The sequence below is a fragment of the Sphingomonas sp. PL-96 genome (genome assembly GCF_020707215.1).
Classification (GTDB): domain Bacteria; phylum Pseudomonadota; class Alphaproteobacteria; order Sphingomonadales; family Sphingomonadaceae; genus Sphingomonas.
This window is the reverse complement of the sequence record NZ_JAJFET010000005.1, coordinates 33887-58773: the sequence shown is the minus strand read 5'-3', so window position 1 is coordinate 58773 and position 24887 is coordinate 33887. Positions and strand designations below refer to the sequence as shown.

At 63.2% G+C, this 24887-nt stretch carries 22 protein-coding genes; 9 read left to right on the top strand and 13 right to left on the bottom strand.

Translation table 11 applies throughout. The annotated features are described in order from the left end of the window. Window positions 1–193 precede the first annotated feature (193 nt). Complete coding sequence (locus LK533_RS10780) at window positions 194–1939, bottom strand: hypothetical protein (protein ID WP_229362877.1); 1746 nt, start codon at window positions 1937–1939, stop codon at window positions 194–196. Between the two features lie 89 nt (window positions 1940–2028). On the opposite strand from LK533_RS10780, the gene LK533_RS10775 reads away from it, so the two are divergent. Then, entirely contained in the window at window positions 2029–3753 is a 1725-nt protein-coding gene (locus tag LK533_RS10775; protein ID WP_229362876.1) for a hypothetical protein, read from the top strand. Window positions 3754–3831: 78 nt separating this feature from the next. Here LK533_RS10775 and LK533_RS10770 read toward each other — a convergent pair whose 3' ends face one another. The 3 genes from LK533_RS10770 to LK533_RS10760 form a co-directional block, all read right to left on the bottom strand. Then, window positions 3832–4683: a nucleotidyl transferase AbiEii/AbiGii toxin family protein gene (locus tag LK533_RS10770; protein WP_229362875.1), complete on the bottom strand. Its 852-nt coding sequence runs from the start codon at window positions 4681–4683 to the stop codon at window positions 3832–3834. A 7-nt stretch (window positions 4684–4690) separates the two neighbouring features. Then, window positions 4691–5314 carry a type IV toxin-antitoxin system AbiEi family antitoxin domain-containing protein gene (locus LK533_RS10765; protein WP_267495351.1) on the bottom strand — a complete coding sequence of 208 codons (624 nt, stop codon included), beginning with the start codon at window positions 5312–5314 and terminating at the stop codon, window positions 4691–4693. Between the two features lie 61 nt (window positions 5315–5375). Beyond that, window positions 5376–5843 carry a very short patch repair endonuclease gene (locus tag LK533_RS10760; protein ID WP_229363130.1) on the bottom strand — a complete coding sequence of 156 codons (468 nt, stop codon included), beginning with the start codon at window positions 5841–5843 and terminating at the stop codon, window positions 5376–5378. A gap of 76 nt (window positions 5844–5919) precedes the next feature. Here LK533_RS10760 and LK533_RS10755 point away from each other — a divergent pair, with 76 nt between their 5' ends. From LK533_RS10755 to LK533_RS10720, 8 genes are all read left to right on the top strand, one after another. After that, complete coding sequence (locus tag LK533_RS10755; protein WP_229362873.1) at window positions 5920–7530, top strand: DNA cytosine methyltransferase; 1611 nt, start codon at window positions 5920–5922, stop codon at window positions 7528–7530. Window positions 7531–7668: 138 nt separating this feature from the next. Beyond that, window positions 7669–10308: a Z1 domain-containing protein gene (locus LK533_RS10750; RefSeq protein WP_229363128.1), complete on the top strand. Its 2640-nt coding sequence runs from the start codon at window positions 7669–7671 to the stop codon at window positions 10306–10308. Continuing rightward, window positions 10298–11311 (top strand): PD-(D/E)XK motif protein, encoded by a 1014-nt coding sequence (locus LK533_RS10745; RefSeq protein WP_229362872.1) that lies wholly within the window; start codon window positions 10298–10300, stop codon window positions 11309–11311. The genes LK533_RS10750 and LK533_RS10745 overlap by 11 nt, the downstream gene beginning before the upstream one ends. Then, the gene (locus LK533_RS10740) at window positions 11293–13134 is read left to right on the top strand and encodes a hypothetical protein (RefSeq protein WP_229362871.1); all 1842 of its coding nucleotides are present in this window, start codon (window positions 11293–11295) and stop codon (window positions 13132–13134) included. Before LK533_RS10745 ends, LK533_RS10740 begins: the two co-directional genes overlap by 19 nt. Before the next feature lie 484 nt (window positions 13135–13618). Then, a complete protein-coding gene (locus tag LK533_RS10735) occupies window positions 13619–14044 on the top strand; it encodes a hypothetical protein (protein ID WP_229362870.1) in 426 nt (141 codons plus the stop codon). Next, window positions 14041–14841: a DUF6339 family protein gene (locus tag LK533_RS10730; protein ID WP_229362868.1), complete on the top strand. Its 801-nt coding sequence runs from the start codon at window positions 14041–14043 to the stop codon at window positions 14839–14841. Before LK533_RS10735 ends, LK533_RS10730 begins: the two co-directional genes overlap by 4 nt. 28 nt (window positions 14842–14869) lie before the next feature. After that, on the top strand, window positions 14870–15871 hold the full coding sequence (locus LK533_RS10725) for an HNH endonuclease (protein ID WP_229362866.1): 1002 nt from the start codon (window positions 14870–14872) through the stop codon (window positions 15869–15871). A gap of 209 nt (window positions 15872–16080) precedes the next feature. Next, window positions 16081–17181 (top strand): hypothetical protein, encoded by a 1101-nt coding sequence (locus tag LK533_RS10720; RefSeq protein ID WP_229362865.1) that lies wholly within the window; start codon window positions 16081–16083, stop codon window positions 17179–17181. A 66-nt stretch (window positions 17182–17247) separates the two neighbouring features. Here the strand turns inward: LK533_RS10720 and rlxS are convergent, their stop codons facing one another. The 9 genes from rlxS to LK533_RS10675 form a co-directional block, all read right to left on the bottom strand. Continuing rightward, window positions 17248–19212, bottom strand: a complete 1965-nt coding sequence (rlxS, locus tag LK533_RS10715; protein WP_229362864.1) for a relaxase/mobilization nuclease RlxS — start codon at window positions 19210–19212, stop codon at window positions 17248–17250. A 242-nt stretch (window positions 19213–19454) separates the two neighbouring features. Then, a complete protein-coding gene (locus tag LK533_RS10710) occupies window positions 19455–19811 on the bottom strand; it encodes a hypothetical protein (protein WP_229362863.1) in 357 nt (118 codons plus the stop codon). A 233-nt stretch (window positions 19812–20044) separates the two neighbouring features. After that, entirely contained in the window at window positions 20045–20680 is a 636-nt protein-coding gene (locus LK533_RS10705; protein WP_229362862.1) for a lytic transglycosylase domain-containing protein, read from the bottom strand. Further along, window positions 20673–21278 (bottom strand): S26 family signal peptidase, encoded by a 606-nt coding sequence (locus tag LK533_RS10700; RefSeq protein ID WP_229362861.1) that lies wholly within the window; start codon window positions 21276–21278, stop codon window positions 20673–20675. The genes LK533_RS10705 and LK533_RS10700 overlap by 8 nt, the downstream gene beginning before the upstream one ends. Next, window positions 21275–21505 carry a helix-turn-helix domain-containing protein gene (locus LK533_RS10695; protein ID WP_229362860.1) on the bottom strand — a complete coding sequence of 77 codons (231 nt, stop codon included), beginning with the start codon at window positions 21503–21505 and terminating at the stop codon, window positions 21275–21277. Before LK533_RS10695 ends, LK533_RS10700 begins: the two co-directional genes overlap by 4 nt. A 153-nt stretch (window positions 21506–21658) precedes the next feature. Continuing rightward, on the bottom strand, window positions 21659–21958 hold the full coding sequence (locus LK533_RS10690; protein ID WP_229362859.1) for a DUF736 domain-containing protein: 300 nt from the start codon (window positions 21956–21958) through the stop codon (window positions 21659–21661). Window positions 21959–22377: 419 nt separating this feature from the next. Next, window positions 22378–22908, bottom strand: a complete 531-nt coding sequence (locus LK533_RS10685) for an AAA family ATPase (protein WP_229362858.1) — start codon at window positions 22906–22908, stop codon at window positions 22378–22380. Window positions 22909–23140: 232 nt separating this feature from the next. Beyond that, on the bottom strand, window positions 23141–23599 hold the full coding sequence (locus LK533_RS10680) for a DUF2958 domain-containing protein (RefSeq protein WP_229362856.1): 459 nt from the start codon (window positions 23597–23599) through the stop codon (window positions 23141–23143). After that, window positions 23596–24561 (bottom strand): ArdC family protein, encoded by a 966-nt coding sequence (locus LK533_RS10675; protein WP_229362855.1) that lies wholly within the window; start codon window positions 24559–24561, stop codon window positions 23596–23598. Before LK533_RS10675 ends, LK533_RS10680 begins: the two co-directional genes overlap by 4 nt. Window positions 24562–24887: the final 326 nt, after the last annotated feature.

Here is a 24887-nt window from a genome sequence, read left to right as displayed (position 1 = left end):
AAGTGGTGCCCAGAAGAGCTTTGCAGCTGGGCGACTAAGCGGTTGATTTTCCAGTCAAATCATCGACTTAGAAGATCGCCATATGCATCATTAGCACGATCTGGAGGCGTGGAAAAGGCTGGATGCTTGTGGACGGTTTGCATGAAACGACTGGACAGCCAGCGCGTCAGCTCCTTGCCAAGGAACCTCGCGTCTAGTTTTTTCGCTGGACGGTTTCGTATTCCAGATCGTGCAAGCGAAACCGCTTTGGCTGCTCCTCCTGATGGTGGCGGACGGGGGCTCTGACAACGTGCTCACGCAGAATCGCGAAAAGTCCGTTCATGGTCCTGAGATTACCCTGCCTTGCGATCATCACCCGTCCAGCGTTGTAAAACTGCATCCAAGTGGCATACGCTGTGTTCTCGTCGATGCTGGTTCCCGCAAGTGGGTAGGCGTGATGCCTCGCGACGATGAGTTTCCTGACCCTCGATACCTTGGCGCCTCGCGGGATTCGAAAGGCATTCCGCAGGATCGTCTCATCGGCGGTGCCGAGCCAATCCGCCACGACATCGAGCCATTCGGAGCATTCTCGCAGAAATCGCGGCATTCTCGAGTTTTCCGCCTTGAGGTCTGGACCGGGTGTATCTTGATGCTTGAGCTGAAACAGCATCAGGTCGCCATAGATGGGGTCGAAGGCAACCAGGTCGACGTCCGTCAGCACCCTGCCTCGATGCCGAAGCTTTATGTTGGTGCGGCAGATCACGTCCGGGAACGTGGACTGCAGAAATTCTGTCAATGCGCGCTGAAGTGACGCTTCGCGGCCTCGCTGGTTGGATGAATAATCAGACTGAAAATTCCGTCTGAGGGAATCGAGGAGGAACTCCATTTGTCGTGCTCGGCCACTCACCAACTTCACGATCGAGGTTGATGCGAACTCGACTATCACTGGCAGCGGGGCGTGTGGTCTCGCAGCGACAGCGACATTCTGCCGAGTGAGCGTCACGGTCTTGAACAATTGCTCAGCTTCAGCTCGAGAGGTCGGAGTATAATGGGCAAATCTCTCGCCGAACTCCTCCAGAGCATGCCAGAGATCGTCGATGAACTCCTCACGGTCCGCCGATATTGTCAGCACGTTACCCCTTGGGATGTCGGGGTATTTCACGTTCATGGCTGCCGCAAATCGTTCGTGCTTGAGGGCAAACGACACAACAATCGCAGCACTCATCAGATATTTCAGGTAAGTAATTCCGCCAAATTTTTTCAATTCATTGAATGAATCGAATTGAGGGGTCGCGGCAATTTGTCCCCAAGCTATGGTGAAAAATATGTCATCGAGAAAAGGATCTGCGTTGTAGCCCATGAAAAGATCGCGCCAGACATAGACATTGTCGATGAGTGATTGCCAAATTTGTTCAGACCTTATTTTGCCTTCCGGCGTTTCAAATAAATTCCGCTCAAGATCATTCTGCAAGGCGTCACGATAATGCTCTTCAACTCCCCTCTCATGAGCCTGCGCGTCGATAACCCTAGGAGGAAACTCAAAGCGGTAGAGCTTCGGATCCACCTTCGTGATCGTTGACAAGCCAGACCAGGTCAGCTCGACAACGCGCCTTCCGTGTTCGATGAACCCGAGCATCGTGGCCACATCAGTAACTCGCCGCGCGAGGTCCTCGGATCGAGGCATCGTGATAGCAGGAAAGGGAAAGTCCGGGTGCAGGCTGAGCATGAGAATGGCCAGCCGCCTGAGACCCATCGACAGAAAATAAAATGAATACGACAATTCCTCTTCGAGGCCGTTCTCCGCAATGAACGTCTCGTGAAGATCGAGCTCTTTCAGGGCACCAGCAAGAAGGCCCCCCCGATGGTCACGCGCGAGCTGCTGTGAGATTCTGCTCTCCTCTTCGGAAAGGCTCTGCAGGAACTCAACGATCCAAGCCTTCTCTTCAGCAGAAAGCGCCACGGGTTCTCCAGGTTGAGTCATGTTCACAGCACCAGTGAGGTTGTGGAGGAGCCTTGCTGAAACGCAGGTGATTTGGGATCGTAATCGTGATGGAGAATCTGCGCGACTTCTATGATCGGCTCAATGAGGCGGAGCGGCAACTTTCGGCGGAGGTTGCGGCAGACCGAATGGGTCTCCTCATGCGAATCGCCGTCAATGAGCTCGATCTCGATTTCGAAGGCTTCCATCGAGGGGCGGCCTCCGGTGAAGTGGATCAGGAACGATCGTATATCATTCGCATTGGCGCTGTGCGGATACTCAAGCTGGCAATGGAGGCGCATCGCGATTTTGAAGCGCCCGCCATAACAATTCAGCGCGATATCGGATATTCGGGCCCTGTCCTCCAGCTGATCGCCATGGCCGGGACGATCGAACATGGTCGTCGCGTGGCGCAGAGCCTGTCTGCCGTCGGAGGGCGCATCGAAAAACTGGAAGACAGCTTTCGGATAACTCTCCCCTCGAAGCTGCCTGATCTCGAACTGCACGAGCGTGAGCTGGAGCAGCTCCATGTCGGAAATTATCGCTCGTTTCTCTCCGAGGGCTACGAGGCGATCGTCGGCGAGAAAATCGGTGATGAGGTCAGGACGCTGCTGACCGATCTCGTCTACCCGTTCCGAACACACTTCATCGGCTACGAGGCCGACCCGACGCTGGACTTCTATTTTTTCGGCCATGCCTACACCGACATGCTGCTCGCAAAGGGCTATGATACATTCCACTTCTCGACGACGTTCGGCGGTATCACCTTCTCGAATTTCAAGCTCGCGGCGACCTTCATCGTTTCGGTCGGGATGAAGCATCGCGCGTTCGTTCGTGCGCTCATGGAGAAGATGCCGTCGATCCGGGCCGAGGACGTGCTCACCGTGTCGGTCGAGACCCCGGGATATCTCGAGGGTCTGCGAGATTTCATCAACGAGTATGGCCAGCAGTTCACCGGACATGTGTCAGTCACCGATGCAGATGTCCGCAAGATATTTGACGTGCTGTCGATCAGCAGGCGCAACCTTGCCCTGCTCGAACGACCGGGCGCACCGATACCGCCGCTGATCCAGTGTTCCGACGGCCACGTCATCCGGCCGCTGGCCGGCGCGACCAGCGACGAGGTCATGCTCTTCCTTCTCAACGCGCTGCAGCACAATTTCCCGAAGGACTACGATCGCGCACAGCGTGCGCGCGAAGGCGTCATGCAGAGGGCGCTGGAAAAGGCCGTCCGCGAGGTGCTTCCCGAGCTGGAGTATCGAGGAAACATCAGGTTGAGGCAGAATGGAAAGGTACTGACCGACCTTGACCTGGTGATCGTCGAGCCGTCCTCCGATCGTGTCGTGCTTGTCCAGCTGAAGCACCAGGATCCCTACGGTGCTGACCTTGCGACGATGCTTGCACGAACCGGTCGCCTTAATCAGCAGGTCGGCGACTGGCTCCGTAAGGTCCGATCATGGCTCTCCGCCGCAGGCCCGTCCGAGGTTCGAGCAACTCTTCGCCTTCCTTCCGGGTTGTCGACGCCGAAGGTCAGCCTGCTGGTCCTGACGCGGCATTACGCGCACTCGCTCCGCAAGGTGGTCGACGGCGACGATGCCATGTTCGCGAACTGGAACCAGCTCGCGACCGCAACTGCGAGCCTGCGGGAGCCCGGGTCTGCTGCACGTGGATTGGATGACCTTCTGGAGGAGCTGAAGGGTCTCAGTGTCCCCGAAGAGGTCGATTATTTGCCCGAACCCTCGAGCAGCTGGGGTGTCGGAAGCCTCCGCTTCACCATCGAGCAGGAGCAGGATTGAGCCATCGGCCGAAGCAAGGACGGCTGCCGGGCGCAGGTCAGCTACGGCGCTGGGGCTGCGGGCGGGCGCGGCGACGCGCTACGTCGTGGTCGACAGCCTCTGACAGGAAGGGCCGACAAGCGCCCAGGCAGCTTCGACGACTTCCTCGAAGGCCAGTTCCTTGAGATCGAGCGTTGCGGCGTAGGCGCGCCATTGCGTTCGTTTGGCATCGTCACCGATCATGGCATCGGACAGCCCGGGCGGTCGGTCCGCCGGGATGGCGGTTCCACGTCGCTCGAAGGTGGCTCGGATAGCTGCATCTAGATCGTCAGGAGCTATCTCCAGCGCCCGGGGGATCGCCCAGAGGTCGAAATAGTCCTTCATCCGACCGTTGGCGATGCCGAGTGCCACCATCGCCTGAAACTTCTCTGCAATGACCGATGCAGGCGGATAGATCCGGATCTCCGGCTCATCCATGCCCAGCATCGAGGGATAGGCCATGGTCCGGGCAGCGTCGGCGAGCGCGTCACCGAAGCCGATGTCGATCGTGACGGGTAGCCGGGTCCTTTCAAGATAGGCATCGGCACGCAGCCGCACGCCACCATATTCCATCTCTTCCCGGATGACGGTGGTCCTCAGGCTTGCCGTGTCGAAGGCAAGTCCGTCGTCGGCATCGATCGACAGGACTCCGGCAAATACCTCGCGCAGGTAGTCAGGGTCAGAGTCCCCGTGACCCAGAAAGTCCGCATCTCTCGTCTCGCGCGAGCTGCTTTCGATCCAGAGGGTGACGAGCATGCCTCCTTTTAGAATGAAGGAGCCACGATGTTCGGATATCGAAAGGCGATAGAGCAGCCGCTCGAGGGCATAGCGGACGAGCACCACATCATAGGCTCGCCCTTCGGCGCGAGCGAGGTTCAGCAGCCGCTGCTTGACCGAGGCCGCAATGTTCACTGGCGCCTTAGCCATTGGAAGTGAGTGCCTCGAGATAGGGACGCATGATGTTCCATGCGTCGCCAGCCATTGCCGCTTCTGCGATCGATGCCGGCGTCGCCCTGCGCTGATCCAGCGTGGCGCGAAGTGCTTCCACTGCCACGGATCGATCGATCAGCTTTCGATTTCGGAAGACGTCTGCGAGGGTCTTGGGAATCGAATAGATCGGGACGCTGGTGCCCGAGATCGTGTGGTGCTCGATTCCCTGCTGCATGTATCTGTCCCGGAACTCGACGATGCGGATCGGTGGATAGGACGAAGCGGACGGGCTCCAGTCCTTCACGCTGACCGCCATCCAGACCTTGCGTGGCATCTGGTCAGTCAGCTCATGGTATGCCAGCGCAGAGACCATCGCCACGATGCCGCGAGGGACCTTCTTCGCTGCCTCTGCCAGTGCCTGATGGGTGTCGATATCGCTGTCAGGTCGCTGATAGAGGCCGCGCGAGATGCGGATCAGTTCACCGGCCGCAACGGCGCGGGAAATGGTCTTGGGATCGATACCCTCGCTGCGAAGCTCGTATGCCCGCACGATCGGCTTCTGCATCAGCAGCTGGGCAAGGAGGGTTCGCTGGGGTTGCTGCGTTGCGCTCATTGGTCACATAACCTGGGTCTGGCTGGCTTGAGACCCAGGTTATGTGACACGTGTGAATGTTTCAATCGCTCTTCGCTTTTGGTCGGACCAGCGCGCTCTCGTGGGCGAGATCATCGGACCGAAGCCATGCCACGACGTCCTCCAGTGTCGACGCAGCATAGGGCTTGCGAAGCCCGCATTCCCAGATGATGGCCGTCCGCCATTCCATCGACTGCAAGGTCTCGACGACGGTCCGGTCCCGTTCGACATTGCGCTCGAACTTGCCGCGCCAGAATTCGACGTTGCTCGCCGGTGTCGTGCACCAGTGACACCCCTCATGGCGATGCCAGAAGCAGCCGTGCACGAAAATCGCAGCACGCCGGGAGGCAAGCACGATATCGGGCCGCCCGGGAAGCTTCGCCGCATGCAGCCTGTATCTGAACCCGGCACGATGGAGCGCCTTGCGCAGAAAGGTCTCCGGGCGCGTGTCCGTTCCGCGGATGCCAGACATCATCCGCGACCGCGTTGCCGCATCGACTACGTCGACCATGGAGAGCAACCTGTCATTTCAGGTCGATGGTGGTAATCATCATCCCTTTGCCTGACCTTCGGAAAGCGTGTGAGTCTTGCCAAGATATTCGGTCGTCGACATTTTTGCAGGTCCCGGGGGTCTGGCCGAAGGATTTTCAGGCGTTCCCGGTGCGGGTGACGAACATGCCTTCCGGATCGCCCTGTCGATAGAGAAGGATGCATCGGCGCATGAAACCCTGCGGCTGCGCAGCTTCCTGCGCCAGTTCGATGGCGACATTCCGGCCGGCTACTACGACTACATCAACGGGAAGGCGCCGGAACCGGACTGGGCAACGCTGTATCCCGACGAATGGGAAGCAGCCGAAGAGGAAGCCTGGCAGCTCGAACTCGGCAAGGAAGAGCCTGCTCTGCGTCTTGACGCACGCCTCGACGCAATCCGTGCCGAAAGCGGCGGCGACGTCATCCTGATCGGCGGGCCGCCATGCCAAGCCTATTCCCTCGCCGGCCGCTCGCGCAATCTGGGCAAGGAGGGCTACGTAGCACTCGAGGACAATCGGCACTTCTTGTACCAGGAATACATCCGGATTCTCGATCGACTGAATCCGGCAGCCTTCGTCATGGAGAATGTGAAGGGCATGTTGTCCTCGTCGGTGGACGGGGAGAGCCGCATCTTCGATCAGGTTCTCCGCGACCTCCGCGGCGATCGTGAAGGCGGACGCAGATACAGGCTCATCGCGCTCGATCCGCGCAGCCGGCAGCAGCTCGATCTCGGGCGTTTCGAACCGCGTGCATCCGACTTCATCGTCCGCGCCGAGGACTTTGGCGTGCCGCAGGCCCGCCATCGAGTCATTGTCGTCGGGCTCCGCGCCGACCTCGCCGAGGATCTGCCCGACCGGGCACTGGCTGACCTCATGATCCGCCACAATCTGCGAACGACCGTGGGTCAGGTCCTCGCCGGCATGCCGCACTTGCGCAGCGGCCTCAGTCAGGAAGCCGACAGCGCTGATGCATGGCGCGGCATCGTGCAGACCGCGATGGCCTTCGTCGCTGACCTCGAGACCGATCTTGACGACGAGCGTCAGGCAGCTTTCACCGCCCGTGCCAGCGAATATCATCGGCGCTTTGTCGCGCTCAACGATCTGCCCGGTCGCGAAGGCTTCGGCGTCGGCATTGCCGATGACTGTCCGGATGACCTGCGCAGCTGGCTGACCGACGAACAGCTGGAAACGCTCCCGAACCATGCGACGCGAAGCCACATGGGCAGCGATCTTGCGCGCTACTTCTTTGCCGCGGTTTTCGCCGAGGTTGTCGGCCGGTCACCGAAGGCAGCCGACTTTCCACAGGAGCTGGCGCCAGCGCACGAGAACTGGAACTCCGGCAAGTTTGCCGATCGATTCAGGGTCCAGCTGGCCAGCGGACCATCGACGACAGTGACGAGCCATATCTCGAAGGACGGCCACTACTTCATCCATCCTGATCCGCTGCAATGTCGGAGTCTCACGGTTCGCGAAGCGGCAAGACTGCAGACCTTTCCTGACAACTATCTGTTCAGGGGCAACCGGACCCAGCAGTACACCCAGGTAGGAAATGCGGTTCCTCCGCTGCTAGCACGGTGGATCGGCGAGGCGCTGTACGCGATTCTTACCGCGGACCGTGATGAAGCGGAAGACACTCATCCGGAAGCTGTTCTTTCGCGGACCGGGTAACCGGGACCATCAGTTGGGAGGTCTGAACTGCGGTAGCGCAAGTATTTCGAAACGGCGGCTTTATGACTTGTCGCTCTCCTGCGTGCTGTGCACAACGGCTGAATTGGGACTCGAACTTCTGAGCCTGGGGGAGGCTTGATGCCGTCAGCAACACAGACAGACGCGTTTGCCAGGCAGCTGCGCGCGCGCCTTGCGACGGCGGTTGACGTCGATGACGCGGCTCGCCTCGTGCGTGCTGATCTGGAGCCAATTCTCGGGGCCTTCACTCCCGAGCAGGAGGACGATTTTGCCGCTGCGATCGAGAGCGTCAGGGCCACGATCCGACCCGTCGAAATTCTCCGTGTCAATTCAATGTTCCGTGTTCGCCAGCAATGGTATCGCGGACCTGCGGAAGGCGACCGGCACTGGCCCGCGCTGCGGTCCTACCTCGTGGATTCGAAGGGCTGGTCGGCCGAGACGGTAGACGAGAGGATCGGCGCAGCGTCGAACGAGATTGTCTCGCTGCTCGAAAATCCTGCGACCGAAAGCTTTGCCTGCCGGGGGCTGGTGATCGGTCACGTACAGTCGGGCAAGACCGCCAACATGACCGCGGTCATCGCAAAGGCGGTCGACGCTGGCTACAATCTGGTGATCATTCTCGCCGGCCTGACGAACAAGCTGCGCCGACAGACCCAGAGCCGAATGCGCAAGGATCTGGTCGATCGCCTTCGCGACCGCTGGGAACTGCGGACCAGCGAGGACGACCAGGGCGACTTCCGAATGCCCCCGAACGGCGGATTTCCAGCGCCGGCGGAGGGCGTCGTACAGCTCGCGGTCGTGAAGAAGAACGTTGCACCGCTCGGTCAGCTTCTCGCGACGCTCGATCGCACCTTGCCGGCCGTGCTTCGCCGGCTCCGCGTGCTCATCATCGACGACGAATGTGATCAGGCCAGCGTCAATACCGCTTCGGGCGAATATGACATGACCCGGATCAACGAGAACATCCGGCTGATCTTGAAGAAGTTTCCAGCAAACGCCTATGTCGGCTACACCGCGACGCCTTTCGCAAATGTCCTGATCAACCCGTTTCCAGTCAACGGCGGCGAGTTGGACGACCTTTATCCGAAGGACTTCATCACCGCACTTCCGACGCCGGACGGCTATTTCGGCACGGAAAGGCTGTTCGGCCGCCCGCCCGCCGATGCCGACACGCCCCTCCCGGAGGAGGAAGGTCTCGACATGATCCGGGACATCTACGAGCATGAAACTGCGCTGCTGCAGCCGCCTAGTCGGGCGGAAAAGGACGCCTTCCAGCCGCGAATGCCGCCCTCGCTCGAGGATGCGGTTCTCTATTTTCTGGCATCATGTGCAGCGCGCCGTTTCAGGGGGCAGGCCGACAGCCACATGTCGATGCTGATTCACACTTCTGCCTATGTGATCATGCACGATCGGCTCGCGACTCTGGTCAAGGCTTGGCTGGAAGTGGTCGGCGACCAGCTCGGGGATGCCTCTTCGGTTCTGTGCCAGCGAATGCTCGCCCTTTGGGATGCCGAGCAGCTCAGAATTCCCGCGGGCGTCTGTCCCCATCCGCATGTCACCTCCGAACAGCTACTTCCCTTCATGCCGGCGGTCCTCGAAGCGCTCGAAGTGCCGGTGGAGAACGGCGTCAGCGAGGATCGCATCGACTACGACGGCGCGCCGAAGACCTATATCGTGGTTGGCGGATCGATCCTGGCACGTGGCCTCACGATCGAAGGGCTGTGCGTCAGCTATTTCCTTCGCACCTCGAGCCAGTACGACACGCTTCTGCAGATGGGCCGCTGGTTCGGCTATCGTCCGGACTATGAGGACTTGCCGCGCATCTGGATGACCGAGGCGCTGTCGACCGCATTCCGATCGCTCGCCCTCATCGAGGCGGAAATCCGCGAAGACGTCGCCGAATATGCCATTCGCCACAACACGCCGATGGAATTTGCGGTTCGCGTGCGATCCATTCCCGGCATGGCCATCACCGCGGCGAGCAAGATGAGAGCAGCCGTGCTGACCGACGTGAGCTACGCCGGAAAGCATGTGCAGACCATCCGCTTCGATCACCACGATCGGCGGATCGTCCAGACAAACTGGACCGCTGCCTCGAATCTGATGACCCAGGCAACCGACCTTGGTCTTCGATCTGCTGATCCAGCGGGCGTTCTGTACGAGGGGGTTCCCGGCCGGCTGATCGTCCAGTTCCTGCGTGCCTATTCCGTTCAGGCGTCACATCGGGAGCTGTCGGCAGACTTCCTGCTCGGCTATCTCGATGCGTCAGGCGACAGCCAGAAGACCTGGAGTGTCGGCGTCGTGCAGCCGCGCGTCGGTCCAGTTTCTGCCGAGCCGCTTGGAGGCCTTGGACCGGTCAGGCTTTCGACGAGAAGCCGGCTCAATCGACCGGAGGACTTTGCCGACATCAAGGCGTTGATGTCGAAGCGCGATGTCCTGTTCGACTGCGGCACGGCCGGGGATGGCGTGCCGAACGGGGACTGGAGCGGGCTCAAGACAGCACGCGCCGGGATTGTCGGGCAGGTGCCGCTGCTGCTGCTCTATCCGATCGATCGAGCGTCGCAGCCTCGACCGGGGTCGACCGAGCGTTCGCCCCTCGATGCCATCGGCGACCTCGTCGGCTTCGGCATCGTCTTCCCCGGCAGGGCTGAAGGAGCCGGTGGATACTACAGCGTTGTGCTGGAACCGCCGTCGGCGGACGATCTGGAGGAGATCGAGGACGAGATCGCCGAGCAGCTCGAAGCCGGGCGTGCCCGCTGAATCGTCGATCGATCACTGGGACATGCTTCGCCGCGGCGGACAGGCGTCGACGGCACTCGAGATTCCGAGCATCGATACGGGGATCGAGACCGGATCGGGTTCGGTGCGTCTTGCCCTCGGCAATGCGGGCGAGCTCAGGCTGCTTCTTCCCGTTCGTCAAAGCGAAAGGATTGCCGAGACTCCGTCGAGCGATGCTCTGGGCATTGGCGTTGCGACCTACTCCCTCGGCGGTACGCCAATCCGCTATCTGGACATGACATGCCTGATCGGTGCGCTTGATGGCGTGTTTGCGGATGTGGCCGGCGAGATCATGGACCGGATCGTCGGCGGTGCGTCCCCTGTCGAAGCGTGCCGCACCACCATCGAGGACTTCCGCTCTCTCTTGGTCGCACCTAGAGCGGAAGTCAGCATTCAGGAAATTCGGGGCCTGATCGGCGAGCTGCTGATGCTGCGGATGCTTCTCGCTCTCGACCCGACGGCCTGGAAACTATGGCGTGGGCCGTTTCGCGAGCGCCATGACTTTCACGGCGGTCTGCTTGCCATAGAAGTGAAGACGACCAGCAGGTCCGCGACGCGCCGGGTAACGATCTCGTCCGTGGACCAGCTTCTTCCTCCGACAGGCGGATCGCTGACGCTCGCGGTATTCCAACTGGCGGAAACGGCTGGCGGAGACATCTCGGTGGCGAGGATTGCGGCCGATGTCCTGCGGGCGGCCTCCGACAGGCAGGAGATTCTTCGCCTTGTCGCGGGCTACGGCTGCACCGATCACGACTCCGGCGAGTGGAATCGCTGCCGGTTTCGCTTGGAAGACGAGCATCACTATCTGGTCGACGCACGCTTTCCGCGCGTCATCCCCGAAAGCTTTCCGGAAGGCGTCGTCCCGGCGGGGGTCGAGGAGATTTCCTACGCAGTGGACCTCGGAACGGCGGAGCAGTGTCGTCTGAGCAACGACGCCGTCGACGCCAGAAATGCGGAGCTGGTCGCGTGCCTCGACCACATCTGACACTTCACTCCGAGGCGTACGCGGCCTCCGGCAACCTTGCAGCCGACGGCTATCGCAAGCTTCTTGGGGCGCCCTCGATCGATCTTGTGCAGACTGTCGTGCGAGAGGCGGTCCAGAACAGCTGCGACGCCGCGCTTTCTGATGGCGGCGCGGAGGTTCATTTCCGTGTCCGTGCTCTCCAGCCAACCGAGCTGCAGGCGCTTCGCGAAATCGTGCTTGCCGATCGGCCTCTCGACGAGAGCGCTGCAGAGCCGCTCGACGCCTTTCTGTCGAGCTCCGCGCCACATGTTCTGGAGATATGCGATTTCGGGACGGCGGGCCTCGCAGGGCCGACGCGCGCAGATGTGGCAGCGATGGAGGACGAGCCAACCGACTTCGTCGATTTCCTGAGGAATGTAGGCTCGAGACGAAACACGACGCACGGCGGCGGGACATACGGTTACGGAAAGACCTCGCTGTATCTCGCCAGTCGCTGCTCAACGATCGTCATCGACAGTCAGACCACGCATTTGGGAGAACCTCGACGCCGGGTCATTGCGGCACAGCTGGGTTCCGCGTTCAGCGCGAACGATGCTCAGGGCGTTCGTCGTCGCTTCACCGGGCGGCACTGGTGGGGACGGGCATCGGGCGAAGACGAACATGTCGATCCGGTCGAGGGGGACGATGCGGCCGAGCTCGCCAACGCTCTCGGCTTTCCAGCGAGGTCGCCAGAGCACAGCGGCACATCGATCATGATCCTCGACCCGCTGTTCGTGGAAGAGGATCGCGAGCGTGCGATCGACCTGATCGAAGAGGCGCTTCTCTGGTTCTTCTGGCCCCGCCTTCTGGAAGGAACGCCGGATGACAGGAAGATGCATTTTCGCATCTTCGTGGACGGCGAGGAGCGACCGCTGCCTCGCCCGGAGGACTTCCCGCCGCTTGATCTCTTCGCACGCGCGATGAAGAGCATGCGCGCCGATCCTCCCGGCGGCGACATCGTGCGATCCCTTCGGCCGAAGCGTGATCTTGGTCGCCTGAGCTTTGCGCGCGGCCTCCGTGCCGAACGCGTTGCACCCGCAGGTCGCGAGAGCAGCCTGTTCCCCGATCGCTCTGCCGCGATCGCAGTGATGCGGCCGGTGGAGCTGGTCGTTCGATATTTCACCGGGACGCAGATTGCGGATGACCGTTTCGAATGGGCCGGAGTCTTTGTCGCCTCGGATGACGACACGGTGGAGGAAGCCTTCGCCAAGGCAGAACCGCCGGCGCATGATGATTGGCAATACGAGGCTCTCTCCGACCGAGCGGCTCGCAGCATCGTCAAGATCGCTGTTGATCGTATCCGCACGGCAGCACTCGAATATGCAAACCCGGTTTCGGCGCCCGCGCCGGAAGGAGACACGGCGCCGTCGCTGGCCGGTGTTGCGGGACTCTTCGGTCGAGCGCTGGAGGGTGATGGCGAGGGTGCCGGGCCCCGTCGGCCAGGCCCGGGCGGTGGCGGAGGTGGTCGCTCAGGACCGTCTGTAACACGACCCGCGTTTGTCAGACTGGAGCTGAGTGAAACCGGGCCTGTCGGTGTCTTCGAGCTTGTTGTCCGCGGCGAGGGTCCGTCGCTCTCGCTCCATCTGGATCCACTGCTGGTGATGGATGGCGGGACGGCATCGGAGTCTGCGACCGCCACGCGCCCGACAGTCACGCGTGTGGTCGACGAACATGGACAGAACCTCGGAGTCGACGGCCCGGTTGCCATCGGCGAAGGTCGAGGCAGGTTCGAGGTTTCAGTTGCGATGCCGGCAGACTGCGCAGTGACGATGACTGCCCGCCTCAGCTCCGACGAGGCTGAATGATGGGCCGGATCGCATTTCCGTTTCTGACCCTCGATCAGACCACGATCAGCCCGGCGCCGTGGGTTCTCCTGGAGGACGGCGTTGAAACGCCGATCGCCGATGCGTGGCTTCCAGACTGGGATCCGGCGAGAGACCTCCGTCTGCGGCGGCTCGTGACCACCGACCTCGATCGCGCAGCCGATCAGCTGTCCATGGCAGTCGATGACGGTGCGCTTGAATTGGTGGTCCGGATCGGCACTGGCATCGGCAACATGCCGCGGCGGATCATCGCGACCTCGAGACTGCCACTGACTCGTCTGGAGCCGACGATCGTGGTCGACGAACTGGTGTCCGGCCGCAGCCTGTCGCAGAGACTCCTCTTCGATACCCTCGTGCTCCTGCGCCGGCCGGCGACGGTTCGCCGCTTTCGCCCGGTAGGGTCGGGTCGAAGCTCTGGTCGGATCAGCTCGACCTCCGCCTCGAAGGCGAGGAACCGCGCTTCCCGATGGAGGCCGTCAGCTTTCTGTCGCGCTTCGCCGGCCGACCCGAGGCCTATGCCCCATGGCTGCTGCACTGGACGCCCGGCAATCTGCATCGCGATTTCGGCGGGAGCGTCCGCCTCTATCTCAACAGCGACCGCGCCGACGTGACCGATCGCCTGCTGGAGGGCGATCGCGCGACCACCCAGGTCGTGCTTGCCGATGTCATGACCCAGATCATCTCCGCCTCATTGCGTCAGAACGATTTCGAACGGGTCGCCGTTGAGGCCGATCCGTGCTCGATCGCCGGTCGGGCAGCGCACTGGATCGGCCTTGCCTTTCCCGATCAGGACATCGCTGCCGTCCGCAGCATGATCGATCTCCGCCCGTCGACATTTCATGCCGGGATACTGGCAGCAGCTGACATTGTCAGCCTGGACGACAGCGCATGATCGTGCAGCTATTCCCAAGGCTCGATCGTCTCGCTGTCGACGCGCTTCTGACCGTGCGCGCCGACGATACGGCACGCCCGGAACCGATCCTCGATGCCGACAGCTTCCCTGTCGAGACCCGCTATGCTGCTAGCGGCGGCAGTCCGATCAGGCATGATATTCTCGTCGGTCTTCGCTCCGGACTGGTGGAGATCGCTGTCGGCTGCGGGTTTCCGGACCGGGGGAGTGCGGCCGATCGGGCCCGGTTCGATGAGCGAGTCTCCGCCTTTCTCGCTCAGCGGGACGAGCTCGACGGCGGCGAAGCTCTGCGCGACGATGTCTGGGCATTTCTGGCCTGCGTGCTTCTCCCCGATCTTGTGGCCTGGCGGTTCGCCGATCGGCCCGCAGAACGCTATCACGGCGGCGTGCGGAACACATTCCAGCGTCTGTGGATGCGAGGCCGGATCCTGGACCGGGGTGCTGCGGCAGAAGATCGCTGGGAGCTGCTTGATGCGCTCACCGAGGATGCACTCGTCCAGATCACCGAGCGCCCGTCGATCGGCAGTGACGCGAGACTGTCACAGGCACTGGCCGAGGGCTGGCTGCGGGCATCGCGACATATCGGGCGTTCGGCAATGGAAGACGCCATGCGCGAGGCGGTGATCCGCCTGCGACTTCGCAATCAGGTACAGCTTCTCGCCGAACTTGATGATCGTGATCTTGAGGAGGCGGTCGAGGCCTTCTTCGCACAGACGCCCTCGGCTATCGAACCCGAGCGCCGATCGTGGACGGATCGTCTGCTGGGTCGCGGCAAATGAACGATGGTCATGATCAGGAGCGTTCTGCATGACGTCGTCGAAAGCATGGTCGCTACTCGCCGTCGAAGGTGTCAGGCAATACGGCGGAAACACGGGATACGAAGACGATCCCTCTGCCATCTACCGGTACGACAGCGACGTCGCCAATCATCGAAACGTGCGCGATGGCGATGTGGCAGTCATCCGATCTAGCACTTCTGTGCTCGGTATCGGAACGATCGAAGCTATCGTCGAAGGCCAGGGGGCGAAGGTCCGCCAGCGTTGCCCGGAATGCGGCACCGTCAATATCAAGGCGCGCACGACACAGTCTCCTCGATGGCGCTGCACAAATGCGCACTTCTTCGACCGGGCGGCCGAGGAGACGGTTCAGGTCGCCACCTTCGAGGCCCACTACGGAAAGACCTTCAAGGCATGTCCTTCCGAAGTGACCCTCGAGGTCCTTAACGATGCCGTCATTCGCCCCAATGATCAGATGTCGATCAAGGAGATCGATCTCGCGCGTCTGGAACCGATCCTGCTGTCTCGCCCGGATGTCGCGTCGATTGTCCGAAATCACGTACGCCGCCTCGCCCCCGAGGAAACTGGTACAGAGGGCAGTGGAAGTGCCAACTCGATCATCGAGGAGCGGCGTCGCGTTCTCAGGGAAATTGCGCTTCGTCGCGGTCAGGCCCGATTTCGCAGGCGCCTGATGGATCGCTATGGCGCGCGCTGTCAGGTCAGCGGCTGTGCATTTCCGGGCCTCGTCGAGGCTGCACACGTCAGCCCGTACGCGCTGTCAAATGACAACAGTGAGGGCAATGGCCTGCTTCTGCGCAGTGATCTGCACACCCTTTTCGATCTTGGTCTGCTGGGTGTCGATCCGGGATCGATGAAGGTAGCTATCAACCCTCAGGCCAGAATTGCTGGATACGAACAGTTCGATGGAGCAACGCTGTTGCTCAATGGGACTACAGGCCCTCATCCGCAGGCGCTCGGAGAGCGGTGGGCTTTTTATCAGCACCAGCTGATTTCAGGGGGCAGCACTGACTAGCATCCTTCTCAAAGTTTGTCCGCGCGCGCCGAGTCTTGGCAGCCCTACCGACAGGCTACACACTTCGTGACTTCAGAAGGCGGTCGAGAGGGCTGAAAGCTATGGCGCTACTTCCAAAGAAGTTCACCGTCAGCACGGTAGCGGCGACTTGGCCCGGCAAGAAGCTCCCACCACGTTTCCCAGTTCATCCTCGGACCTATGAAAGCGACATGGCCGAGGTTCTGCTCCTGATCGGACGCCTGACTACACCGGTGCTGGCATCGGGCGCTTCGCTCGCAGAATTCTGGGCGTATGCACGCTACATCTTTGCTTGGCGCAACGAGGATCAGCTAACCCTGACCCCAGAGTTTGCGGAGCTCGATGCCCACCAGAAAACGATACTCAGCGACGACATCGGGATGGGCTTGCCGATTCACTGGATCAGCAGGCGCATGAACCTGATCGGCATCTGCGACGGCCGCTACTTCATTGAACGCTATCTGGCGACCTATGGCGGGACATACACGGGGAAGGCCGCCAAACGAGGTCCGGGCAAGGCACCCGATTTCATCTGCGTCAGTCGAAACGGAAAGTTTCACGTCGTAGAATGCAAAGGCACACAGACTTCTACTGCCTACCGCGACGATCAGCTTGGTCTGCCGATCAACAAAGGGCTTCGCGGCGGCAGAGCACAGAAGCGAACGGTGACATTTCCAGCCCATGTGGCTGGAGAAAGGCTCGCTTGCGGTACCTTCATTTCGAGTGATCCCAATGCACGTTCTTCACTGAAAATCATCGATCCGGAGGAGCCGCCCCTGTTGGAAGTAGGCGACGACAATGCGCCGATGGCATTTGACCCCATTGCTCGTGGCACACTTGCACAGATGCTCCGCGCCTCCGGGTTTCCACTGACCGCTAATCTCGCAGCCTTTCCTGAAGGCCGTCCGCGCGGGATCGAAGGCGAGAGATACGTATTCGCGCCGGTCGAAGAGCGGGCTGAACGATTTCGGGAGGCGCGCGAGGAAATGGCGGGACGGCCCCGCGCCGAGGATCTCACAAGCGATCGCGGACCTCTTGTTGGACGACGCACTATCATCGAATTGCCGGCGCCGCTCTTGGTCAATGACAAGCTCGTCCGTCGTGTGGAGCTTCGACAAGGGATTAGCCCGGAACTTGTATCTGACGACGCCATCACGCTGATGGAGGAGCGTATTATCGAGCGAAAGGAAGACCCCGGTATTCTCGCTCCGACGAAGTTTGAGGGCGATACGGACGAGGTGGTAATGCACGTCGGGAAACTGTTTCGAAGCGAGCTGAAACTCCTGTACTGAATTGCCGTCGGAAGCGGCCACAGCAGTTCGATCGCTTGCGCGAGAACGCCTCAGTCCGGCTTTTCTCTAGCTGATCGAAGGACCGGACCGGCTACGACGAAATTGCCAGCTGATTCTGTCCGCGCGCATTATCCCCGATGCCGTTCTGCCCAGATTGTGCTCCAGCACATCGCGCCACGGAACGAGCGTGAAATCGCGCGACCGCTCGACCAGCGCATGGGGACCGCTTTCGAGGTCGACGCGCCGGGCGATCACGCCCTCGATACGATCACCGGTCCGGGTCGGCTCGAACGGCTTGCCGAGATCGCGTGAAAGCCGCTCACCGGCCTCGCGCATTTCTCGTCGACCCAGCTCGTCGATCGCGCCCCGCGCCAACCGGAATTCCCGCCCTTCGCCCGCCGCCAGCCGCTGCTCGATCAGCCACTGCCGACGCGCCATCAGCGCCGCACGCACCTCGCGGCCAAAGCCTGCGTCGCGCACCGGGTTGGTCGCGCCATTCGCCAGCTCGCGATCAAGCCAGCTCGGTGCCTCGACCGTCGCCAAGTCACCGACCTCGCGCGACGACAGGACCGACAGCGCGACGGGGCGGTCGCGCTGCTGGCGTTGGGCGAAGGCTTCGGCGCGAGCGAGGTGGTCATCGGGGATCGACCAACTGCCATCGGCAAGGCGCTCGGGACCGGCGCGCGCGCGCCGCATCGCCTCGAGCCGGCGGACATGACTCGCAGCGTAAGCTTCGCTCGCATTGGGATCATGGCGGAGGTGGAGATCGACCGAGTAACGGCCCTCGTTGGCGCGAGCGACCGCGTCGATCGTCCGATCGGCGGTGGTCACGCTGACCGTGGAAGGCTCCAGCCGGATCGTGACGCCCTCAGGCACAGATGGCGTCGCGTCGCCACGCCCGATATCGACATAGTGGACCCGCCCATCGGTGCCATCGACGATCAGGTAGTGGTGGTCGCGATGCTCGTCGGAGAAGCCGCGCTGGACCAGCCGCCCGACAAGGGGTTCGCGCATCTCGGTCGTGACGATCTGATCGACCCCGGCGCGGTCGAGCCGGCGCGCTGTCAGTTCACGCTGCATGAGCCGGATGATGTCGCCGCGCTCACCCATCCGGCGCAGCGTATCCTCCAGTCCGTCGGCAAGTCGGTAGCGGCCACCGCCAAGATCGCTGGCCAACTCCATGCCCTTCAACTTGCGCAGACGACCGGCGGCAATCGACTGCTGGAACGGATCGTTATCGGCAGCCGTCACCTCGCGCGCCTCGTCCATGCGCCGCAGCAAACGCCGGTCGATCGCGGTCAACCGCTCCTGGTCGACATCGTGGCGCAGCCGAGCATCGATTTCCTGGTCGGTGCGCGGCCCCAGGTCGAGGGTCACCAGCTCGGACGCGCGCTCGCGCAGGCCGTGCGAGATATACTCGCGCGCGATGATGAGATTGTCGCCGCGATCATCGACACCGCGCAGCACGATATGGGTGTGCGGTCGCTCGGTGTTGAAATGATCGACGGCGACCCAATCGAGCTTGGTGCCGAGATCCTGCTCGACCTGTGTCATGAGGCGGCGGACATAGGGCTTGAGATCAGGATATTCGGCACCGTCCTCGGCCGACACGATGAAGCGGAACTGATGTCGGTCGCCAGCGGTGCGCTTGAGGAAGTCGTCGCCGTCGGCGCGGTCGGTGTCCGGGCCGTAGAGTTCGCCCGGCAAGCCCTCGCGCGTCACGCCGTCACGCTGGATGTAGCGCATATGTGCGCGGGCAACCTGGCCGGCCTTCCCCCGTAGCCGGATGAGGCTTGCCTTCACCACCGCCCGGCGACCGCGGAACCCGGCCGACCGATCGCGGCTAGATAGCAACCGTCCCATGCTCGCGCCGCGCCCGATGCGGCTGCCGTCGAAGCGTCGGGCGCGGACGCCGGTCTTGGTGCCTGCGAGCCGGGCGGCGGCGAGGATGCGCCCGCCAAATTTGACGACCTTCTTGCCGTCCTTTGGACGCTTGCGGCCGAGCTTGGGCGTGAAGTCGTCGTCAGGCATGGCAGCACGCCCGAGTCTCGCGATTTCGGGGCTTTAATGGCGGATTTCCGCCCATTCTTGCGTGACCATCTCGCGCGACGCAGTCGCCGTCTCGCGAAAAAGGGATGTGCAGACAATCACTTAAGCAGTGTCGCGAGACACTGCCTTTATCTTGTTTCCCTTCCTCCTCATCCTCCCGGCCTGAAAATGGAGGAGAGACGAGCGCCTTCCGACGCCGCCTCTCCCTGTGAATGCGCTCCTGATCAGTGCGCATGGAGCAATGCATCCCGCGCCCGAACCAGCGACCTGAAAGTACAGCACCCCATCATCCCGTGGGCCTGACCATCGCCATCCACGAGCATGGTGGCGCAGAACCACTTGCCGTCGAGCTGCCCCAGACAAGCTACCCGATCGAGTTCGAAATCCTCGTCGGAGCTTTCGTAGGCGCCGAGCCAGCGCTCCTCGACCCGTGCTTCCCAGCGAAATTCCGCTTCCTCAGCCTCAAGAAACCGACGTGTCAGCGCCCTCCCGGCACCGCGTTCGAACTCCAGTTCCAGCCCCGCGACCAGCGCATCCATCACGCGACCCGACGCCGTTCCGATCCTCTGATACATGCCCATGATGACCTCCCACGCTAGCGTTCTCACCATCGAGAACGGCGTCCGAGGGGCGGGTGGCGGAGCGGCTGTCAGGGCCGCGGAGCGAAGCAAAGCGCTGCGAAGCGGACGCGGGGGGAACCGATTTGCGCAGCAAATCGGGGGGTACCCGCGGGCCTTGATAGCCGCTCCGCCACCCGTCATGCTTGGTCTATCGAGACGAGCTTCCTCCCTCTCGATTGCGCGCGACACCGGCCTCAATCCTGTTGCGACAGCGCGACGAACAGCGACGATGATGGCGCAGATCGACGCTCCTCGGAGCCTGCTGACGGAAATTCCAAGCGCACCGCGAAGATCGAAAGTGGAGGCGATGCGGCAGCGACGGATGCCACCGGAACTCGCGCCGGCGCCACCTTGGTCAGGTAGCCTACGGTCTCGGCCGGGAGCGCGCGCCGCCCGGCAAGGTGCTCGGCATAGCGAGCAGGGCCGGCATTATAGGCGGCGAACAGGCCGGGATATCCGAACTGCTCGTACATCAGCCGGAGGTAGAAGGTGCCTGCAAGGATATTATCCCGGGGATCGTCGGGATCTTGCCCGAGGCCGAGCCGCGCGCGCATCTCCGCCCAGGTCGTCGGCATCAGCTGCATGAGGCCCATTGCGCCAGCCGACGACCGGATCGGTCGTCCGCCGATGCGCGTGCGGCCAACGCTCTCGGCCTGCATCACCGCCTCGATCCACTCGACCGGCACTCCGAACCGGGCCGATGCCTCGACGGTATAGGACCGCCAGTCGGCCACGGCTTGCGCATGGGCGGGGGCCGCGGCGGCGAGGCAGGCTGCCGCGAGTATCGCTCGCAGCGCCCCGCCGCCGGCCTTCCGATGATGCTTACTCATTGTCGGAGCCTCGGGCCGGCTTCGCCCATAGCAAGCGTGCCTTGCCGACCACATCGGCAGCCTCCGTCGGCCCGAAATAGCGGCCGTCGAACGACTCCGGATGGTCCATGAGAAGGAAGATCTGGCTTCCGCGCAGCACGATGCAGCCGTTCCACGTCGGCGTCCGCCGGCCCCTGCCGTCGGTCACTCGGCGCTTGGCAACCCGACGCCCGTTGACGAAGATTTCCTGCCCCGAAGCGCAGACCTGATCGCCGGCATGGGCCGCCACGCGCTTCACCAGGGGCACGTTCATCGGCAGGTACCGGCGCGCAGCTGCGAGCGCGCGGTAACGAAGCGGCACCCGGGCGATGACCATCTCGCCCGGTTCGACCCATGCACCCGGCGTGACCGTATAGAGCCCCGTTGGGGCGCTGGCGCTTGCGTTCCAGACGAGCCGAGGTGCGGGCGGCCGTACTGCGGACAGCAGCACGAGCGCCAAGCCGGCGCCGGCTGCTGCCACGCGCCGGCCAATCCGCCTGCGCCTCGCCTTTTTCGCCCGGAGCGCGTCACCCCACTCGAGCAGCGGCGCGTCATTCGTGCGCGTGCGGCGCGCGGTCATCGCCCGAGTTCCCGCGCGCTGTGCTCGTCGGACCAGGCGTCGAGGTCGTCGATGTGGTACTGGATGTAGCGGCTGTGGCGGCGAAAGACCGGGCCCTTGCCGTCGCGGCGCAGGCGCTTCAGCAGCCGGCTCGACATCTTGAGATAGGCTGCGGCTTGGTCGGTGTTGAGAAAGGGCGAGCCGCGCTTGGCGCGGTTGGCCCGGGCAATATCGTCGTCGCTGTCCATGGCTGCCGGTGTCCTTGTTGCGATCGCAACCTCGCGATCGAGACACCGGGGATGCCGTGCGGGACACCGCTCGATCAGTGTCGGAAACAGCGATGCAATTTTCGACACCCGCAGGAGGGAGGCCCCGTGCCGCTCGGGCGCGGGGCCTCCGGTTCAGCGTGACCAGATGAGCTTGTGCTCGCCGCTGTCGCCCCGGATCAGGGTTGCGTAGATCGGCGCCGGGAAGGACGGATCGTCGAGCTTGAGGCTCAGGTATTCCGCGCCACTGTCGCGTGCGGCCTTGGTCCAGCCCGCGCCGAACTCGACGCCGCCGGCGCTGACCCGGTGGTCCGGAGCCTTGTCGTGCTCGCGTTCGACGGGCCGGATGCTCGCCTTGACGCGAAGCGTGAGGGTGCGGATCTCGCCATTGTAGACGCCGTCCTCGTTGCGGGTGAAGCTGCCGATCTGTGCCATGGGAAGTCTCCTTGTGCCTGCTCGAAAGCCGCCCCGTGCGGCCTCGATGGCGGTCGATCAGGCGCGGGCGCGACGACGCGCACCCAGCCCGCGGGGCCCCCCATCGCGCACAATCGCGATGGGGTGGGCGTAGGGCCGAAGCGGAAGCGGAGGGCGGCTGGAGCCGAGTTTCTTGCTCCGCGAGGAAGCCCGTCAGGGCGGGGAAGAAACTCGGCGAAGCCGTTGCGCGGACAGTCCGCGATCGCGCCAGACCCGCCGGAAAAGAGAGGCGGCCGGGGCGAATTCAAGCGGCGCTACGGGGTCATCGTCACGCAGATGCGGAAAGCGGCGCCAGCGTGGATGTGCGATCTACCGCAACGAAGGTCGAACCCACAGCCTCGTGTTGTCGGCGACTGCGAGACCGTGCATCCGCGATGCTGTCAGGTCAGTCCGAGCGCCCCGGCGATCAGGTCCGCGCGTTCGGCGACGGGCGCCTGGGGGAGCAGTTGGACGTTGTAATCGAGCGCGGAATATGCGGCCAGGAGGCGGTCATACTCCTTCGTGGCTTCTTCGAGACCATGACGGCGATCGGCATCCATGACGTAGATTTCAGGCCATGGCGGCGTCATGAAGACAAGGGCGTTGAACCGCTCGGCGGCGAACTTCTGCAACATGGGCCTGCCCGTTGCGAACTCCAGCGCAGCGGCAGCGTCGATGAGACCGCGATCGAAGAATACAGGTCCCTGCAGGTCTTTCGCACGTGCCCGATCCTCAAGCGAGAGCTCGACCGCGCGCTCGGCGAACGCTGCTAGGTTCACCCACGGGAGGGCACGCCCTTGGCCCTCTCGCTCCTCGGCGATGATGCGGCGCCCGGGTTCCTCGACCACCGCATACCCCCGATGCGCCATCTCTTGGAGCAACGTCGATTTCCCGCTGCCGGAGCAGCCCGAGATGATGACCAGATGATCCAATCAACCTCCTTCGCCGTGTGAGCACGGCAAGCATCGGTTTCGACACTATTCATGCGCGCGGCCGAGCCCTCGGGCGAGGCCGCGCGCGCAATTTTCTTGGAGGAGCTGACGGGCGGTGTCGCCACCGCCCGTCGTCCCGTCGTGCTTGTGAGTACCGGTCCGTCGTTCTTTCCGGGAGGACGGCCCGGCTTCGGGGTGGCGGCGCCGCGCGTCGCCGCGCGTCATTCCACCTTCATTCGGGATTCCCCTCGGCCGCGGCAGCGCCGCGGAGGAGGGTTTCGCCCTCCGCAGCATTCCCGCGATGCGATGCATCGCCGGAGCCTAGAAGCTGCTCCGCCCAAAGGATCGAGCCTGCGCGGCGCGTCCATTCGGCCCAGACCGACAGCGGATGCGCGCTCGCAAAGCCGAGGTCGCGCTCTATCTGCAAGCCATACGGAAGCCGGATCGAGGCGATCTCCGACAAGCTGAAGCATCCAAGCTCGGGACAGCCAAAGCCGAGGTCGGCCAAGCCGAACAGGGTGTCGCCGTCGTCGGCAAGCTCGGTCGCGAGCCACGTCGCCGAGCCTATCGGGTTGAACAGCTTGACCACCGGGGCAGGGTCCGGCGCGGACTTCCCGTCGCGGTCTGCTGCGCGCCGCGCGATGCCGTTGGCGCGCAAGGCGTAGCGGAGTTCCGGGGTAAGGAGGATCATGCTGCGATCCCCCCCTCGACCCGCATTTCCTGCGCGTCGTGATGCCGGGCGAGCAACCAGTCGGCGGCCTTGCTGGCCGCGCTCGCCGCACGGAAGATCGCGCGGCTGTCCTCGCGCAGCACCTCCAGCCATGCGCCGATGTAATCGGCATGCCGCACGGTCGGCTCGATGCCGAGCGCAGCGCAGAGGAAGGCCGATCCCATCTCGGCGACCAGTTCCTCGCGGGCATAGTCCTTGCTGCCGAAGGCGTTGAGAAGGTCGCGGCCAAGTCGGCTCGGATGTCCGGTGGCATGGGTCAGCTCGTGAAGGCAGGTCCGGTAGTAATCGACCTGCTCGAAGAACGCGGGCTGCGGCGGAACCTGCACGAAGTCGGGCCCCGGCGCGTAGAACGCCTTGTCGCCGCCGATGCGGAAATCCACGCCCGATGCTGCGATCAGCGCCTCGGCCACGGGAACGAGCTCCCGCTCAGGCAGCGGGGCGGGGTCCGAGGCGAGGCCCTCGCGCAGTCCCTCGCATTGCGCGACATTGAAGACGGTGAACCGCTTGAGGAAGGGCACCGCCCTGGCTTCGCCGCCCTCGCGCTCGGCGCGCTGCCTTTCGGCCTCCGGGGTGAAGCGGTCGGCATAGACCACCGTCTGCCCGCGCTCGCCCTTGCGGACGCATCCGCCTGCTTCCTGGGCCTGCCGGAAGGTGAGCCACGATTGCGACGGGAAGCCGTGCTCGATCACCGCGCCCCACAGGATCAGGACATTCACCCCCGAATAGGAACGCGCGGTGAGTGCATTGCGCGGCAGGCCCGGGCCCGTCCCCCCGGTCCGGTCCCATGGCTGCACCCAGGGCAAGCGCCCCGCCTCCAGTTCAGCGACGACCCGGGCGGTCACCTCGTCATAGAGATTGACCCGGCTATCCTCCTTCCTCTCCGCTACCTCTCGGCGCGCGCTCCGCTTGGAATATCTCGGCATGGCTCGTCCTCCACGCCGCCCCAAAAAGCCCCATGGCCTCCCCGCAGAGGCGGGGGTGGGCGGCAAGCGCTCCCCGAGAGGCCCGGCTCCAGCGGCCGGGGCACCGGAAGGGCGAAAGGAACTGGAGCACCCCGAGCGGGAGCGACGGGGTTGCGCCGGCCGCGACGGGCCTAGCCGGGAGCGCCGCCCGCACCCGCCGATACGGGAAGGCCACAAGCAACGCCGCCGCTAACCGGGGCGACCGCCAGCCGGCCGTCAGGCCGGCCTACGCCAGGGATCGAAGCCGAATGGCCGAGACGCGAGGCGGCTCGGCGGCGCAGCCGCGA